Source organism: Marivivens sp. ABH4_498 (assembly GCF_056160585.1).
The window spans coordinates 168,143-182,736 of sequence record NZ_JBSWXL010000003.1 but is presented as its reverse complement, the minus strand read 5'-3'; the positions used below and the strand labels follow the sequence as shown (position 1 = coordinate 182,736).

14 protein-coding genes are annotated in these 14,594 nt (G+C 57.5%); 5 read left to right on the top strand and 9 right to left on the bottom strand.

Features of this window, described 5'->3' with window-relative positions:
• Positions 1 to 72: 72 nt before the first annotated feature.
• From lysA to argH, 4 genes are read right to left on the bottom strand one after another with little or no spacing between them, the layout of a single operon-like run.
• Positions 73 to 1,338: a diaminopimelate decarboxylase gene (lysA, locus tag ACXAGA_RS08220; RefSeq protein ID WP_475117005.1), complete on the bottom strand. Its 1,266-nt coding sequence runs from the start codon at positions 1,336 to 1,338 to the stop codon at positions 73 to 75.
• Between the two features lie 60 nt (positions 1,339 to 1,398).
• Positions 1,399 to 1,716 carry a DUF2834 domain-containing protein gene (locus ACXAGA_RS08215; protein ID WP_475117004.1) on the bottom strand — a complete coding sequence of 106 codons (318 nt, stop codon included), beginning with the start codon at positions 1,714 to 1,716 and terminating at the stop codon, positions 1,399 to 1,401.
• A complete protein-coding gene (locus ACXAGA_RS08210; protein ID WP_475117003.1) occupies positions 1,716 to 1,889 on the bottom strand; it encodes a hypothetical protein in 174 nt (57 codons plus the stop codon). Before ACXAGA_RS08210 ends, ACXAGA_RS08215 begins: the two co-directional genes overlap by 1 nt.
• Entirely contained in the window at positions 1,886 to 3,274 is a 1,389-nt protein-coding gene (gene argH / locus ACXAGA_RS08205; protein ID WP_475117002.1) for an argininosuccinate lyase, read from the bottom strand. Before argH ends, ACXAGA_RS08210 begins: the two co-directional genes overlap by 4 nt.
• Before the next feature lie 14 nt (positions 3,275 to 3,288).
• On the opposite strand from argH, the gene ACXAGA_RS08200 reads away from it, so the two are divergent.
• Positions 3,289 to 3,840, top strand: a complete 552-nt coding sequence (locus tag ACXAGA_RS08200) for a TlpA disulfide reductase family protein (protein ID WP_475117001.1) — start codon at positions 3,289 to 3,291, stop codon at positions 3,838 to 3,840.
• Here ACXAGA_RS08200 and ACXAGA_RS08195 read toward each other — a convergent pair whose 3' ends face one another.
• Positions 3,841 to 4,410, bottom strand: a complete 570-nt coding sequence (locus ACXAGA_RS08195; RefSeq protein WP_475117000.1) for a YqgE/AlgH family protein — start codon at positions 4,408 to 4,410, stop codon at positions 3,841 to 3,843. It lies immediately after the preceding gene.
• Between the two features lie 104 nt (positions 4,411 to 4,514).
• Here ACXAGA_RS08195 and ACXAGA_RS08190 point away from each other — a divergent pair, with 104 nt between their 5' ends.
• Positions 4,515 to 5,297 (top strand): protein-disulfide reductase DsbD domain-containing protein, encoded by a 783-nt coding sequence (locus ACXAGA_RS08190; RefSeq protein ID WP_475116999.1) that lies wholly within the window; start codon positions 4,515 to 4,517, stop codon positions 5,295 to 5,297.
• Here the strand turns inward: ACXAGA_RS08190 and ACXAGA_RS08185 are convergent.
• The 4 genes from ACXAGA_RS08185 to ACXAGA_RS08170 all read right to left on the bottom strand — a co-directional run bounded on the left by ACXAGA_RS08185 (position 5,294) and on the right by ACXAGA_RS08170 (position 11,464).
• Positions 5,294 to 8,650 (bottom strand): efflux RND transporter permease subunit, encoded by a 3,357-nt coding sequence (locus tag ACXAGA_RS08185; protein WP_475116998.1) that lies wholly within the window; start codon positions 8,648 to 8,650, stop codon positions 5,294 to 5,296. The genes ACXAGA_RS08190 and ACXAGA_RS08185 overlap by 4 nt on opposite strands.
• A gap of 3 nt (positions 8,651 to 8,653) precedes the next feature.
• On the bottom strand, positions 8,654 to 10,111 hold the full coding sequence (locus ACXAGA_RS08180) for an efflux RND transporter periplasmic adaptor subunit (protein ID WP_475116997.1): 1,458 nt from the start codon (positions 10,109 to 10,111) through the stop codon (positions 8,654 to 8,656).
• A 73-nt stretch (positions 10,112 to 10,184) separates the two neighbouring features.
• Positions 10,185 to 10,712 (bottom strand): molybdenum cofactor biosynthesis protein B, encoded by a 528-nt coding sequence (gene moaB, locus ACXAGA_RS08175; RefSeq protein WP_475116996.1) that lies wholly within the window; start codon positions 10,710 to 10,712, stop codon positions 10,185 to 10,187.
• Positions 10,712 to 11,464 carry a uracil-DNA glycosylase gene (locus ACXAGA_RS08170; RefSeq protein WP_475116995.1) on the bottom strand — a complete coding sequence of 251 codons (753 nt, stop codon included), beginning with the start codon at positions 11,462 to 11,464 and terminating at the stop codon, positions 10,712 to 10,714. The genes moaB and ACXAGA_RS08170 overlap by 1 nt, the downstream gene beginning before the upstream one ends.
• Positions 11,465 to 11,584: 120 nt before the next feature.
• Here ACXAGA_RS08170 and ACXAGA_RS08165 point away from each other — a divergent pair, with 120 nt between their 5' ends.
• From ACXAGA_RS08165 to plsY, 3 genes are all read left to right on the top strand, one after another.
• A complete protein-coding gene (locus ACXAGA_RS08165; protein WP_475116994.1) occupies positions 11,585 to 12,544 on the top strand; it encodes an aspartate carbamoyltransferase catalytic subunit in 960 nt (319 codons plus the stop codon).
• 136 nt (positions 12,545 to 12,680) lie between these two features.
• Positions 12,681 to 13,949 carry a dihydroorotase gene (pyrC, locus tag ACXAGA_RS08160; protein ID WP_475116993.1) on the top strand — a complete coding sequence of 423 codons (1,269 nt, stop codon included), beginning with the start codon at positions 12,681 to 12,683 and terminating at the stop codon, positions 13,947 to 13,949.
• 11 nt (positions 13,950 to 13,960) lie between these two features.
• A complete protein-coding gene (gene plsY / locus ACXAGA_RS08155) occupies positions 13,961 to 14,566 on the top strand; it encodes a glycerol-3-phosphate 1-O-acyltransferase PlsY (RefSeq protein WP_475116992.1) in 606 nt (201 codons plus the stop codon).
• Positions 14,567 to 14,594 lie beyond the last annotated feature (28 nt).

Sequence of the window (14,594 nt, the reverse complement as noted above, 5' to 3'; positions counted from 1 at the left end):
CGGTAGGCTGTCTGGCGTTTTGGTCAGCGTCCTGCTCCGGTTTTTATGTCCGTTGGGCTGACCTTAGCGCGATCAGACCCACTCGGGAACGATATCCTTGGAAATCATTTCTTCATAGGTAGGGCGTCGGCGGATAACCGCAAATTTATCGCCTTCGACCAGTACCTCGGGGATCAGCGGACGCGAGTTATATTCGCTGGCCATCACCGCGCCATAGGCCCCCGCGGACCGGAACGACACCAGATCGCCTGCCTGCAACGGTGGCAGGTCGCGGCCTTTGGCAAAGGTATCGCCCGTTTCGCAAATGCCGCCCACAACGTCGTAGGGTTCTTTTTCAACGCCTGCGTCGGCTTCGATCACGGGATCAATGTCGTGGTGCGCGTCATACATGGACGGGCGGGTCAGGTCGTTCATCGCCGCATCCAAGATCAGGAATTTGCGGTCTTCGCCTTCTTTGACATAGACGACTTCGGACACCAATTGGCCCGCATTCCCTGCGATCAGACGGCCCGGTTCCAGTTCGATTTCACAGCCCAGATGGCCGACCTCTTCGCGGATGACTTGGCCCAGTTCAACGGGCAGCGGCGGCGCTTCGTTCGAACGGGTGTAGGGGATGCCCAGACCGCCGCCCAAATCCAAACGCGTGATCGTATGCCCATCCGCACGCAGCGTTTCGGTCAGTTCTGCCACCTTGCGATAGGCCTGACGGAACGGTTCCAGATCGGTCAACTGGCTGCCGATGTGCACGTCGATGCCAACGATTTTCAGGTTCGGCAATTCGGCGGCGCGGGCGTACACTTCGCGGGCGCGGCTGATCGGGATACCGAATTTGTTTTCTTTTTTGCCCGTTGCGATTTTCGCATGGGTTTTGGCGTCTACATCAGGGTTCACGCGGATGGTGATCGGCGCCTCGACACCCAGTTCGGCGGCGACTTGGGACAGTGCCTCCATTTCTGGTTCGGATTCGATGTTGAACTGGCGGATGCCGCCCTCTAGCGCGGTGCGCATTTCCATTTTGGATTTCGCAACGCCCGAAAATACGATTTTGGATCCGTCAACGCCCGCCGCTTTGGCGCGCAGATATTCACCGATGGACACCACGTCGATGCCAGCGCCCGCTTTGCCCAACATTTTCAGGACAGCCACGTTGGACAGCGATTTCATCGCAAAACAGATCAGGTGATCCATGCCCGCCAGCGATTCATCAAACACCTGATAATGGCGCAGCAAGGTAGCCGATGAATAAACATAGAACGGCGTGCCGACTTCGCGTGCGATATCGGTCAGTGCAACGTCTTCGGCGTGCAAAACGCCATTTTTGTAGATGAAATGATCCATGGGGCCTCCGCGCGGTGTTGGCGCGTCATACCAAATCCCGTCGGGGCCGTAAGCCCCTAATCAACGCACGGGCGAGGATCGGAAAAACAGATACAGCGGCAAACCGCAGCTAACGCCGATGCAAAATGTCGCTGGGATCGCCAGCAAAGCCACCCAATTTTTGCGTACTAGCGTTTCGGCCAAAATCCAGACGGTCAGCGTGATTGCCGCGATGGTCAAATCCCACGTCAGTCCAATGGTCGAATCGTTCACGTACCACGCGTCGATCAGACCGCTTAGGCCTGTGCCCGTTTCATCCATGTAGCCCATGAAATAGGACATGGGATGAATTGCTCCCCAAATGGCCAAAGCCAGCCAGATAAAACGCAACACAGTCATTAGCACGCCACCGACAACGTGACGGTCCCGTTGGTTCCGCCCACTGCGCAAGACGTGGAAACGCCGCCCGATCCGATCGTTAGGCCCATGTTCGCAACAGGACGCATAGGCGCCCCTGCCGCGCCGCAGCTGGCAAGGGTGGCAATCATCAATAGGGCGGCGATTGTTTTCACTTTAGCGTTTCTTTCCAACGTGCGATCTGTTCCTTGACGCGGATCGGGGACGTGCCGCCATAGGACTGACGGGACATGACCGATGCTTCGACGGTTAGAACGTCGAACACGCCTTCGGTGATACCTTCGTTGACCGATTTCATTTCGTCCAGCGAAAGATCAGGCAGATCGCAGCCTTTTGATTCTGCCATAGCCACCAAAGCGCCCGTCACGTGGTGCGCATCGCGGAATGGCATGCCCAATTCGCGCACCAGCCAGTCAGCCAAATCGGTCGCGGTCGAAAAACCATTCGCAGCCGCGCCGCGCAGGTTGTCACGCTGCGGCATCATGGTTTCCACCATGCCCGTCATCGCGGCCAGCGACAGCATCAGGTTATCGGCGGCGTCGAACACCTGTTCTTTGTCTTCTTGCATGTCCTTGGAATAGGTCAGCGGCAGGCCCTTCATAACGGTCATCAGCGCGACGTTCGCGCCAAAGATCCGGCCGATTTTCGCGCGGATCAGTTCAGCTGCGTCAGGGTTTTTCTTTTGCGGCATGATCGACGAACCCGTGGACCACTGATCCGACATCACAACAAAACGGAATTGCGCGGACGACCAGATCACCAATTCTTCGGCGAAACGGGACAGGTGCATGGCGCAGATCGACGCCGCCGACAGGAACTCCAGCGCGAAATCACGATCAGCCGTCGAATCAAGGCTGTTCGACGTCGGACGATCAAAGCCCAATTCCGCCGCGGTCATGTGACGATCAATGTTGAAACCCGTACCTGCCAACGCTGCCGCGCCCAGCGGGCTTTCGTTCATGCGTTTGCGCGCATCGGCAAAACGCGAACGGTCGCGGTTCAGCATTTCGACATAGGCCAGCATGTGGTGGCCCCAAGTCACTGGCTGCGCGGTTTGCAGGTGGGTGAAACCAGGCATCACCCAATCGGCGCCAGCCTCTGCCTGACCCAATAGAGCCTGCATCAGTGTTTCCAGCGCGCCGTCCACGGCATCGCATTGATCACGAACCCACAGGCGGAAATCGGTGGCGACTTGGTCATTGCGGCTGCGCGCGGTGTGCAGACGGCCCGCAGGTTCGCCGATGATTTCTTTCAGGCGGGCCTCCACGTTCATGTGGATGTCCTCTAGCGCCTTTGAATATTGAAACGAACCACCTTCGATTTCTGACAATACAGTGAGCAGGCCTTCCCGAATGGCGTTCGCGTCGCTATCACTAATGATGCCTTGTGCAGCTAACATTGCGGCATGGGCGCGGGACCCTTCGATGTCCTGTCGGGCCATACGTTTGTCAAAATCGATAGAGGCATTGATCGCCTCCATGATGGCATCCGGTCCGGCGGCGAAACGCCCGCCCCACATCGCGTTCGAAGATTTGGTCATAATTCGGAGATCCCATGCGGAAACTAAAGTCTGCGTTGCTTTATACGGCCCTAGCCATTGTTGCAAACGGTGCGGCCGCTGAATCAGGTGACATGGGCGGATTTAACCCCGCAGACCTGCCAAAACTGGTGTGGCACACCGAACCATATGCCCCCAGCGATGTGCCCTTTGTGACCGAAGACGGCACAGAGATTACGCTGGCTGAATATAGTGGAAAATATACTCTAGTAAATTTCTGGGCGACGTGGTGCGTGCCGTGCCGCACCGAAATGCCGTCTTTGTCAGCGCTGCAATCAGAAATGGGCGGGGACGATTTCGAAGTCGTCACAATCGCCACAGGCCGCAACCCGCGCCCTGCCATCGACCGTTTTTTCGATGAAATCGGTGTGAGCAACCTGCCCAAACATATCGACAATAACATGCGCCTTGCGCGGTCGATGCGTGTGATGGGTCTGCCTGTGACGGTTATCCTAGATCCCGAAGGCCGCGAAATCGCGCGTTTGACGGGCGAAGAACACTGGGACCAAGAGGCCGTTTACGACATGGTCAAATCACTGACCGAATAATCACGCATGCCCAGCGGCTGCAGATAACGTCAGTGGATCAATTCCCAACACCGACAGCGCGGTCTGCCATTTCACGGACGGATCGCGCCCGAAAATGATGTCATCGCGCGCATCGCACGTCAGCCACGCGTTTTCAGACAGTTCAAATTCCAATTGCCCCGGGCTCCAACCAGAATAGCCCAGCGCCACAAACGACGACAAAGGTCCGCCGCCCGCCGCCAGATCGCGCAGAACATCGACTGTCGCGGTCATGGATTTACCCTGACCGATTTCCATCGTGCCCGTGTCAGATTCGTAATCATCGCTGTGCAATACAAATCCGCGCCCATGTTCGACCGGGCCACCGATATGGATACGAATATCCCGCATGGCATCGCCAATCGGGATATCCAACTGTTCTAACAAGTCGCTGAATTTGATTTCATCTGCGGGTTTGTTGATGACCAACCCCATGGCCCCGTCATCCGAATGGGCACAGACGTAAATCACAGCTTGAGCAAATCTGTCATCACTCATGCCCGGCATGGCGATTAACAATTTTCCGGTTAGGTCGTTTGACGCAAAGTCCATACTTCAATGATGTGGTGCAATGGCGCCACGTTCAACCCCTTTGCAACAAACACATCGCTGGAACGTGACTTCCCATTACACCGACTATGCCTAGATTACCGATCATGAAGCTGCTTGCCCTTGCCATCTGTGCCCTATCCGTTTCCGCCCCCGCATGGGCCGAAGCCCCAATGGACGTTGCCGATTTGGAAATTGTTCCGGGGTGGGAAACGCCCCAAGGCACCTATATGGCAGGCATTAAAATCACGCTGGCCGATGGTTGGAAAACATATTGGCGTGCGCCGGGTGACGCTGGCATTCCCCCATTATTTCAATGGATCGGGTCGGAAAACATTGCCTCTGCATCGTTTCATTGGCCCACACCAGAGGTATTCGACACCAACGGCATGCGCACCATCGGCTATCACGATTCGGTCGTGATCCCTGTTGAATTCCAATCACTGGACGATGGCCCCCTACGGATCAAAGGCCGCGTTGATATCGGGGTCTGCGACAATATTTGCGTGCCTGTCGCGCTGGATTTCGATTCGCTCGTTCTGCCATCGGGCGGACCCAATCCCATGATTGCAGGCGCGTTGATCGACCAACCGATGACAGCCGACCGCGCGGAGGTCACCGATGTGCATTGCGATTTTGAAATCAAAGGCGACACCATCGAAATGACCGCGCATATCGATCTGCCGTCTTTAGGCGCGAACGAATGGATCATCGTCGAAGCACCACAAGCCTGGGTTTCCGAAAGTGACACAACCCGAAACGGCAACACCTTGTCAGCCAAGGTGGACATCGTCCCGATGGTCGCGGGTTTTGCGCTGGATCGTTCGGCCATTCGCCTGACTGTGCTGGGCGATCAACGTGCGGTCGATATTCGCGGCTGCGCGGGTTAAACCGCGCGCCGCATCATCATAATCGCTATGCTGTAAATCACAGCCAGCCCGATCCCCAACAGCACCACAAACAGACCGACTGCGGCCCCGATAGTCGCAGGCAAAACTGGCAACAACGGCGCACCGACAAACGCAACGGGCAGCACAATCATCGCCAACAACACAGCAACCAACACCGCCCCCAATAGGGTCGGCAATTGGATCGCGCGCGATTTGGACCGCAGGCCGCGCCGCGCAGAGGTGGTAAAGCTGGCGATGTCCGCTTGGATCGCCATGAACGATGGCACGATCAGCAAAACCATAACCATCCCGAACGACAGGCCGTAGACCAACGTAATCACAGTGGGTTTTAGGAATTCGGCCTGGCTTGACCCTTCGTACAGCAGTGGTAGCAGCCCCAGAACCGTTGTCGCCGTGGTCAGCATAACAGCGCGCAAACGATCCGACACACCGTCGATGATTGCAGGGATCAGCCCGCGATCTTGGGCGTATTCATCTACGGTCGTCACCAAAACGATGGAATCGTTAATGACGATACCGACCATGCCCAACAGCCCCACGACGGTGAACATGCTCATCGGGATGCCCCATGCATTGTGTCCGTAGATCGTCCCCACCAGCGAAAACGGGATGATCGACATAACGACCAAAGGCCGCGTCCAGCTGCCGAAAATCCACGAAAGCGTCAGATAGATGCCCGTCAGGATAAAGACCAAACCGGTCTGCGCGTCGGACAGGAATTCCTGTTCCTGTTCGCTTAGCCCGCCCAAAGTCGCCGACACGCCATAGCGGCTTTCGATTGTGGGCAGGATTTCTGCGTCGATGGATTGTTGAATTTCGGTGGCGCGGTCGGCGTCATCATCGTCCAAATCCCCCGTCACGGAAATCAGCATGATCCCGTTTTCGCGCCGCACGGTGCTGAACCCTGTTTCACGCGACACCGTCACAATATCCGCCAGTGGCAAGTATTCACCCGCATCAGATCGCATCAGAACGCGATCCAGAAAATCGGCGGTGATTTCGCCTTCGGGAATTTCAACGCGGATCGACGCACTGCGGGTACCATCTGGATATGTCGCGGCCTCGACCCCTGCCAAACGGCGGCGCAATTCAGCGCCCAGAGTTTCGATATCGAACCCCAACGCCTGACCTTGGGGCGTTAGTTCCAGAACCAATTCTTCTTTGTCGTAGGCCAGCGAATCCTCTAGCCCCGAAATTTCGCCAAAGCGGCCCAATTCGGTTTGAAGCGCTAGCGATGCCTCTTTCAGCGTATCCGCATCGGCCCCCGACAGTTGGATTTCCAAACTGTTACCACCCGGCCCCGATCCCCAACTGCGGAACGACACAGTTTCCGTCATGGGCGTCGCAACCACGGCTTGCTGAACGGCCGTTACAAATTCGTTCGACGTGGTGGGGCGCAAATCGGCATCCACCAATTCGATCGTAATCGCGCCCAACTGATAGCTTTCTTTTGTATCCGATCCTTGCAGGCCCCGCCCCGAATTGCCGCCGATTTCGGTCAGGATGTAATCGACAGGGTTCACGCCTGTTTCATCTTCGAACTGCTGAGCAACGGCCATGGTTGCGATTGATAGCTGTTCCAACATCTCTTCGGTGTCTTCGCGGGTGGCGGATGCCAGCATGGCGATATTACCCGACACCTGCCCTTGTTCAGGCGCAGAGAAGAAACGCCATTGCACATCGCCTTTGATAAACAGGGCGGCTTGGGTCGATAACAGCGCCAGCGCCGCTGCGATCACGACATAGCGCGCGCGGACGACCCACGCCATGAACGGGCGGAACGCCGTGCGACGGAACCAGTCAAAGCCGCGGTTCACATAGGTTGACGGCAGATCATACCAACGGTTTTTCAGATGCGCCCCGACCGAATGCGACATGTGGTGCGGCAAAACGATAAAACATTCGACCAAAGACGCCGTCAGCACCACAATCACCGTAAACGGGATATCGGCGATCAATTCACCGAACCGCCCACCGATCATAATCAGACCGAAAAACGCGATATTCGTCGTGATGGTTGCCGAAAACACAGGGCTGAACATACGCCGCGCTGCGGTTTCCGCAGCCGTAGGGCCGTCTTCGCCATAGCGGCGCGATCTGAAATCGGCGTGTTCGGCCACAACAATGGCATCGTCCACCACGATCCCCAACGTGATGATCAGCGCAAACAAAGAAATCATGTTGATCGTGATCCCCGCCGAATACATCAGCGCCACAGCGGCCAACATCGACACAGGTATCCCCATCGCGACCCACAATGCCGTGCGCGCGCTTAGGAACAAAAACAGCAGAACCATAACCAAAAACAGACCCTGCGCCCCGTTTTCCATTAGGATATTCAGACGGCCCGTGATCATTTCGGCCCGCGTGTTGATCAAATCCACGCTGACATCTGACGGCAGTGTTGCGCGCATTTCGTCGGCGACTTGTTCGACGGACCGCTGCAATCCGATCGCGTCCCCAGATGCAGAACGTGTCACGGCGATGAGAACCGCAGGATTGCCGTCATGGTAATAGGCGCGTTCACGATCTGGGCCTTCGACGGTGAGCGTCGCCACATCGCCGACGGTCAATTCGGAATTGTCGTCGTCCGTGCGCAAAACGATTGCCGACAATTCTTCGGCGGATCGTTTTTCCGTGCCCGCGCGAATACGTGATGCGCCGTCCAGATCGCCAACGGGATCGGCGTTCACTTCGGCTGCAATGGCGGATGCGATTTCGCTGATGGTGATGTCGTGCTGGATCAACGACAAAGACGTCACTTCGATCAAGGTCTGTGGCGCAACCACCCCTTGGATCGTGGTCGATGTGACACCTTCAGCAAACAAACGCGCGACCATTTCATCCGCGAAACGGGACAATTGATCCACGCCGACAGGACCGGTGATCACCACATCGGTCACGTCATCGGACCAACCGCCGCTGCGAATAACAGGATCATCTGCATCGTCAGGCAATGTGGACACGCTATCAATCGCGTCTTCGACATCGGTTAGCGCAGTCGCAAGATCATAGTTTGTTTCAAATTCCAGCGCGATGGTGGCGGACCCTTCGGTCGAACGGCTGGTGCTGGCCGTGACGCCATCAACGGCCAACAGCGCAGGCTCCAAAATCTGAACGATGCCGCGATCCACATCTTCGGCGCCCGCCCCGTCCCAAGCCACCGAAACGCGCACCGTTTCTGACACAACGTCCGGGAAAAACTGAGCCCGCATTTTCGGGATCGAAACCAGCCCCGCAACAACCATCAGGACCATCAACAGATTGGCAGCGGTGCGGTGGCGGGTGAAATATGACAGGATACCGCCTGCCCCGTTATCCATCATCGCCATGGTTTATCCCCCGATCCGATTTTCCAGACGGCTGATCACGTCTGCAGGTACTTCGGGTTGTTCCAATTGGGTCAAAATGCGCGTTTTGACGTCATCAGGCATCGGGCTTGCGTTGACCAGATCCACCAATTCAGCTCTGCGCGCGTCGTCCAATTGGATCATTTCAGGTTCTGCTGCGGTTTCAGGGGCGGGGTCATCGGTCAACGGGTTGACCTGAATCCCTGCGCCCAACAAAGGCGACCGTTCAGCGACGATGGAGGCCCCATCGATATTTTCCGCGCTGATAATGACGTTATCACCCTGACGGCGCAGCAGTTCGACACTGACCAATTCCAAACGGCTATTTTCACCGTATTTCAAAACCGTATTGTCAGCGGCCACAGCGGTCGACGGCACAATCGCCACATTATCTAGCGGCGGTTCAATCACGCGGACGGTCACAAAATCACCCGGACGCAAACCGGGGGCGGCATCCAACGACGCGTATAACAAACGGCCTGTCTGGCCATCAGCAACGGTTGCGCTTTCGCGTGTCAAACGGCCCGATGCCTCTAACGTGACGCCCGAAATATCCAGCGTCACGCGCAGCGGTAGATCCATAAGAGTTCCATTTTCATCAATCAAACGCGTGTATTGCGCGGTCGATACGCGGAACGCGACCTCTAACGCGGATGGATCAATCAATTCGGCCAAGGTTTCGTTCGCCGTTACGCGTCCGCCTTGCAAAACGGCGACGCTGGATAGCGTGCCGTCAAACGTCGCATAGATTTGCGTATCGGCCAAAGTCCGTTCTGCATCGGCGACCGACAGACGAACACGTTCCAGATCGGTGCCCGCTTGGGCCACCCGTGTTTCAGCTTGGGCCACGGATTGACGCTGGCTCAGGACCGAACTGTTGGCAGAGGCAACGGCCAATTGTGCGGTTTCCAAATCTGCGGTCGTGCCCGTGCCGCGATCCCGCAATTCTTGGGCGCGGACCAGTGCCGTTTCGCGCAAATCGGCTTGGGCGCGGGCGGCTTCTAAACTGTCTTGGGCGATGATCAACGCGGTTTCAGCGTCTTTCAATTCGGCTTCGGCATCTGTCAGATCAGCGCGCGCCAACGCCAGTGCGGTTTCAGCCTCTGTCGGGTCGATGGTGACCAACAGATCGCCGGTTTTCACGCTGCCGCCTTCGACGAAATTATCCGCAGCGGCTATCACGCTACCTGCGACGGGGCTGCGCAGCGTCAGCGTCCGCAAACTACGAATATCGCCAAACACTGTCATTTCGGGTTGGATTGTTGCCGCTTCGACCGCGACCAGATTGACCGACGCGATACGTTCGCGCGATCCAAACTGTTGGGGCGTGTCGGACATACGGACCTGTACCGCGTTCCAAACGATTGCCCCCGCAATCGCAAGAAAGGCAAATGTCGCCCCGAACAAAAACACGCCAATCAGACTGCGCCGTAAAAATCCCATGGGTATGCCCCTGTGAAAAGGTTTTAAAACCAGCGCAAACTGCGCCTAATGGGATATGTAACGCGCGGTTTTATTATTTCCGTCGTTTATGTTCGTCCAACCGCGGAAAAATTTCGACAAAGTTACAAGGCATGTGCCGATAATCCAGCTGTTTGACCAAAATTTCATCCCACGCATCTTTGCAGGCGCCCGTGCTACCGGGTAGCGCGAACAGATAAGTGCCGTTTGATACGCCCGCTGTTGCGCGGCTTTGCACGGCGCTGGTACCGATTTTCTGCATGGAAACGATGGTGAACACGGTGGAAAAGGCGTCGATTTCTTTTTCATAGACATCGCGGTGCGCCTCGACTGATACATCGCGGCCTGTCAGGCCTGTGCCGCCCGTGGAAATAATCACGTCGATATCAGGGTTCGCGCACCACGCCCGCAGCAGCGACGCAATCGCCGCACGGTCATCACGCAAGATTTTGCGGTCGGCTACAGAATGCCCCGCATCGGTGATCCGCTGAACCAGCGTGTCCCCTGATTTATCATCAGCCAAGCCGCGCGTGTCGCTGACGGTCAAAACGGCAATGCGGACGGGAATAAATTCGCGGGACATCAGATAGCCAATTTGGATTTGATCGACAAAAGATCGGCCCAAGCATCGCGTTTCGCAACAGGGCGCGTCATCAAAGAATCCGGATCAAACATCGGCACAGCATCACGGCCCAGAACGGTTGTCCAATTGCCGCGCGCGCGGTTGATACCACCCTGCCCGATCAATGCCTGACAGGCGCAGTTGCCCATCAGAACGATCACATCAGGCTGCACCAATTCGATGTGGCGCTGCAAAAACGGGCCCATGATGTCCAAATCACGTTTCGACGGTGCGCGGTTGGCAGGCGGACGCCACGGGATCGCGGGCACGACATATAGCCCTGCCCGATCCAGCCCGATGGCACCGAACATTTTGTCGAATAGCGCGCCGATTTGGCCAACCATCGGTTTGCCCTGCTGGTCCTCATCACGGTTGGGGGCCTCTGACACGATCATTAAACGCGCCTCTGGGCTGCCATCGGCAAACACAAACGACCGCGCGCCTTTTTTCAATTCGCAATGATCAAACGATTCCATCGCGATGCGCAGGGCCTCGATCGTGCCGGCACCACCTGCGGCGGTTTTCGCCTCGGCCACGGGGTCGATATCAGGTTTTACGGGAACGACGGGGGGCTGTTGAATATTCGCGGCGGCGGGCGCAGGCGCCACAGGTTCGGGAATAACATAGCGGTCGACGGGCGTGTCTAAAATCGCCTCGTCCGCGCCCATTTCCACCTGCCATTCCAGCAGGGCCCGCGCCGTCCAATAATCCACAGCAGAATCCATAACCGCAATGTTAGCCCGATTGCGCGCAGATGTGCAGAGGCAATCGACTCTGCCTTGCCGCGCCGCCCAACGTCTGACTATAAGGGCGCAGCCAGACCGGAGCATCTAATGACCTTTAACGCTGCCCATCTTTTGGGGATCGAACACCTGCATCCGACCGAAATCACAACGTTGTTGGATTTGGCAGACCATTACGCCGAACAAAACCGCAAAGGCATCCAGTCCAAGGATGTGCTGGCGGGCCTGACCCAAGTGAACATGTTCTTTGAAAACTCTACGCGGACGCAGTCCAGCTTTGAATTGGCTGGCAAACGTCTGGGCGCGGATGTGATGAACATGTCGATGGCGACGTCTTCGGTGAAAAAAGGGGAAACCCTGATCGACACCGCGCTGACCCTGAACGCGATGCACCCTGACATCCTAGTGGTGCGCCACGGGTCCGCAGGCGCAGTCAGCCTGCTGTCGCAAAAGGTGAACTGCGCCGTCCTGAACGCAGGTGACGGCCGCCACGAACACCCGACCCAAGCGTTGCTGGATGCCCTGACCATTCGCCGCGCCAAGGGCCGTTTGCACCGCCTGTCCATCGCGATCTGCGGCGACATCGCCCACAGCCGCGTTGCACGGTCAAACATCATGCTGCTGGGCAAAATGGAAAACCGCGTGCGCCTGATCGCGCCGCCAACCCTGATGCCGTCCGATGTTTCCGAACTGGGCGTCGAGGTATACGACGACATGCGCGAAGGCCTGAAAGACGTGGATGTCGTCATGATGCTACGTCTGCAAAAGGAACGCATGGACGGCGGTTTCATCCCGTCCGAACGCGAATATTTCCACCGCTATGGTCTGGACGCAGAAAAACTGTCCTATGCCAAAGACAACGCCATCGTCATGCACCCCGGCCCGATGAACCGCGGCGTGGAAATCGACGGATCGATCGCGGACGACATCAACCGTTCGGTCATTCAGACTCAGGTCGAAATGGGCGTTGCGGTGCGCATGGCCGCGATGGACCTACTGGCCCGCAACCTGCGCGAACGCCGCGCGGCTGGTCAGGTGGTGACGGTCTGATGGCAGACAAAAAACCCAAATCCGACGCCCGAATGAGCGGCATGGTCGCCATGGCGGCTCTGATCGTGATGGCCCTATTGGTCGTCGTAATGGTGATGGTCGCGGGCTGATCCCGCGCAAACGATATAGGACGGCAATGACCGATATTCTGTTCCAAAACGCGCGGCTGATTGATCCGGCTGAACTGACCGAAACCACAGGCGCAATCGCTGTCACAGACGGCAAAATCACAGGCGTTCACACAGGCGGCGACCTGCCCACCGCGACCGAGGTGATCGACTGCGGCGGCCTGTGTCTGGCCCCTGGCATTATCGACGTCGGCGTAAAGGTGGGCGAACCTGGCGAACGTCACAAAGAATCCTACGCCTCGGCGGGCCGCGCGGCGGCAGCGGGCGGCGTGACCACCATCGTGACCCGCGCCGACACCGACACAACCATCGATTCCCCAGAAACACTGGAATTCGTCGCGCGCCGCGCCGCCGAAGACAGCGTTGTGAACGTCCGCCACATGGCCGCCCTGACCAAGGGCCGCAAAGGCGGTGAAATGACCGAAATCGGGTTCCTGCTGGACGCAGGCGCGATTGCGTTTTCGGACGGGTCCAGCGTCATTGAAAACACCAAAATCATGTCGCGCACCCTGACCTACGCCCGCAGCCTGAACGCGCTGGTCGTGGGCCACATTCAGGAACCAACCTTGTCGGCGGGCGCGGCTGTCACATCAGGCAAATTTGCGTCCTTGCGCGGTTTGCCGGGCGTCAGCCCGATGGCCGAACGGATGGGACTGGACCGCGATATTGCGCTGCTGGAAATGACCGGCGCGAAATACCACGTGGATCAGGTGACAACCGCCCGCGCGTTGCCTGCGCTGGAACGGGCCAAAAACAACGGTCTGGACATCACCGCTGGCGTCGGCATCCACCACCTGACCCTGAACGAATTTGACGTCGCGGATTACCGCACGTTCTTTAAGGTGAAACCGCCCCTACGGAGCGAAGACGACCGCAACGCGGTAATCGACGCGGTGGCCAGCGGCCTGATCGACATCATCTGTACAATGCACACCCCGCAGGACGAAGAATCCAAACGTCTGCCATTCGAACAGGCCGCAAGCGGCGCTGTTGGTCTGGAAACTCTGCTGCCTGCATCGCTGCGTTTGTACCATTCGGGCCAAATGACGCTGCCACAGCTGTTCCGCGCAATGTCGTACAATCCAGCACAACGTTTCGGCATCGACGGCGGCACCATTGCGGTTGGCGCTCCTGCTGATCTGGTGCTGTTCGATCCGGATGCGCCGTTCGTTCTGGACCGTTTCAAACTGAAATCGAAATCGAAAAACACCCCCTTTGATGGCGCACGGATGCAAGGCACCGTTGCCGGAACGTGGGTCGCTGGGCGCCGCGTCTAAGGGAGGCCGCAATGACCATTTTTGCAACCGACATCACCACCGCCGTCGCATGGGCCAGCATCGGATACCTATTGGGGTCGATCCCGTTCGGGATTTTGCTGGCGCGCGTTCTGAATTTGGGCGACCTGCGCAAAATCGGGTCGGGCAATATCGGCGCGACCAACGTTTTGCGCACCGGCAATAAAAAAGCCGCCGCCGCGACGCTGCTGCTGGATGGCGGCAAAGGCGCGGTTGCCGTGCTGATCGCCCGCGCCATCGCAGGGCCAGACGCCGCGATCATCGCAGGCCTGTTCGCGTTCATCGGCCACTGTTTCCCCGTCTGGCTGAAATTCAAAGGCGGCAAAGGCGTTGCGACATTCATCGGGATCATGTTGGCAATCGCGTGGCCCGTCGGTCTGGCCGTCTGCGCAACATGGCTGATCACTGCGGTCGTCAGCCGCTATTCGTCGCTGTCTGCGCTGCTGGCTGCGGGCATGTCGCCTGTTTACGCGGTGTTTCTGGGATACGGCCAATTGTTCGGTTTCTGCATCATTCTGGCTGCGCTGATCTACTGGCGCCACGCCGAAAATATCAGCCGCCTACGGGCTGGCACAGAAAGCAAGATTGGCAAAAAATAACAAAAGGCGCCGCAAAGGGCGCCTTTTT

Coding starts and splice junctions, on each gene's coding strand:
- ACXAGA_RS08215 (WP_475117004.1), bottom strand. CDS start 1,716: ATGACTGTGTTGCGTTTTATCTGGCTGGCTTTGGCCATTTGGGGAGCA.
- ACXAGA_RS08200 (WP_475117001.1), top strand. CDS start 3,289: ATGCGGAAACTAAAGTCTGCGTTGCTTTATACGGCCCTAGCCATTGTT.
- ACXAGA_RS08195 (WP_475117000.1), bottom strand. CDS start 4,410: ATGGACTTTGCGTCAAACGACCTAACCGGAAAATTGTTAATCGCCATG.
- argH (WP_475117002.1), bottom strand. CDS start 3,274: ATGACCAAATCTTCGAACGCGATGTGGGGCGGGCGTTTCGCCGCCGGA.
- moaB (WP_475116996.1), bottom strand. CDS start 10,712: ATGTCCCGCGAATTTATTCCCGTCCGCATTGCCGTTTTGACCGTCAGC.
- pyrC (WP_475116993.1), top strand. CDS start 12,681: ATGACCGATATTCTGTTCCAAAACGCGCGGCTGATTGATCCGGCTGAA.
- ACXAGA_RS08165 (WP_475116994.1), top strand. CDS start 11,585: ATGACCTTTAACGCTGCCCATCTTTTGGGGATCGAACACCTGCATCCG.
- lysA (WP_475117005.1), bottom strand. CDS start 1,338: ATGGATCATTTCATCTACAAAAATGGCGTTTTGCACGCCGAAGACGTT.
- ACXAGA_RS08185 (WP_475116998.1), bottom strand. CDS start 8,650: ATGGCGATGATGGATAACGGGGCAGGCGGTATCCTGTCATATTTCACC.
- ACXAGA_RS08180 (WP_475116997.1), bottom strand. CDS start 10,111: ATGGGATTTTTACGGCGCAGTCTGATTGGCGTGTTTTTGTTCGGGGCG.
- plsY (WP_475116992.1), top strand. CDS start 13,961: ATGACCATTTTTGCAACCGACATCACCACCGCCGTCGCATGGGCCAGC.
- ACXAGA_RS08190 (WP_475116999.1), top strand. CDS start 4,515: ATGAAGCTGCTTGCCCTTGCCATCTGTGCCCTATCCGTTTCCGCCCCC.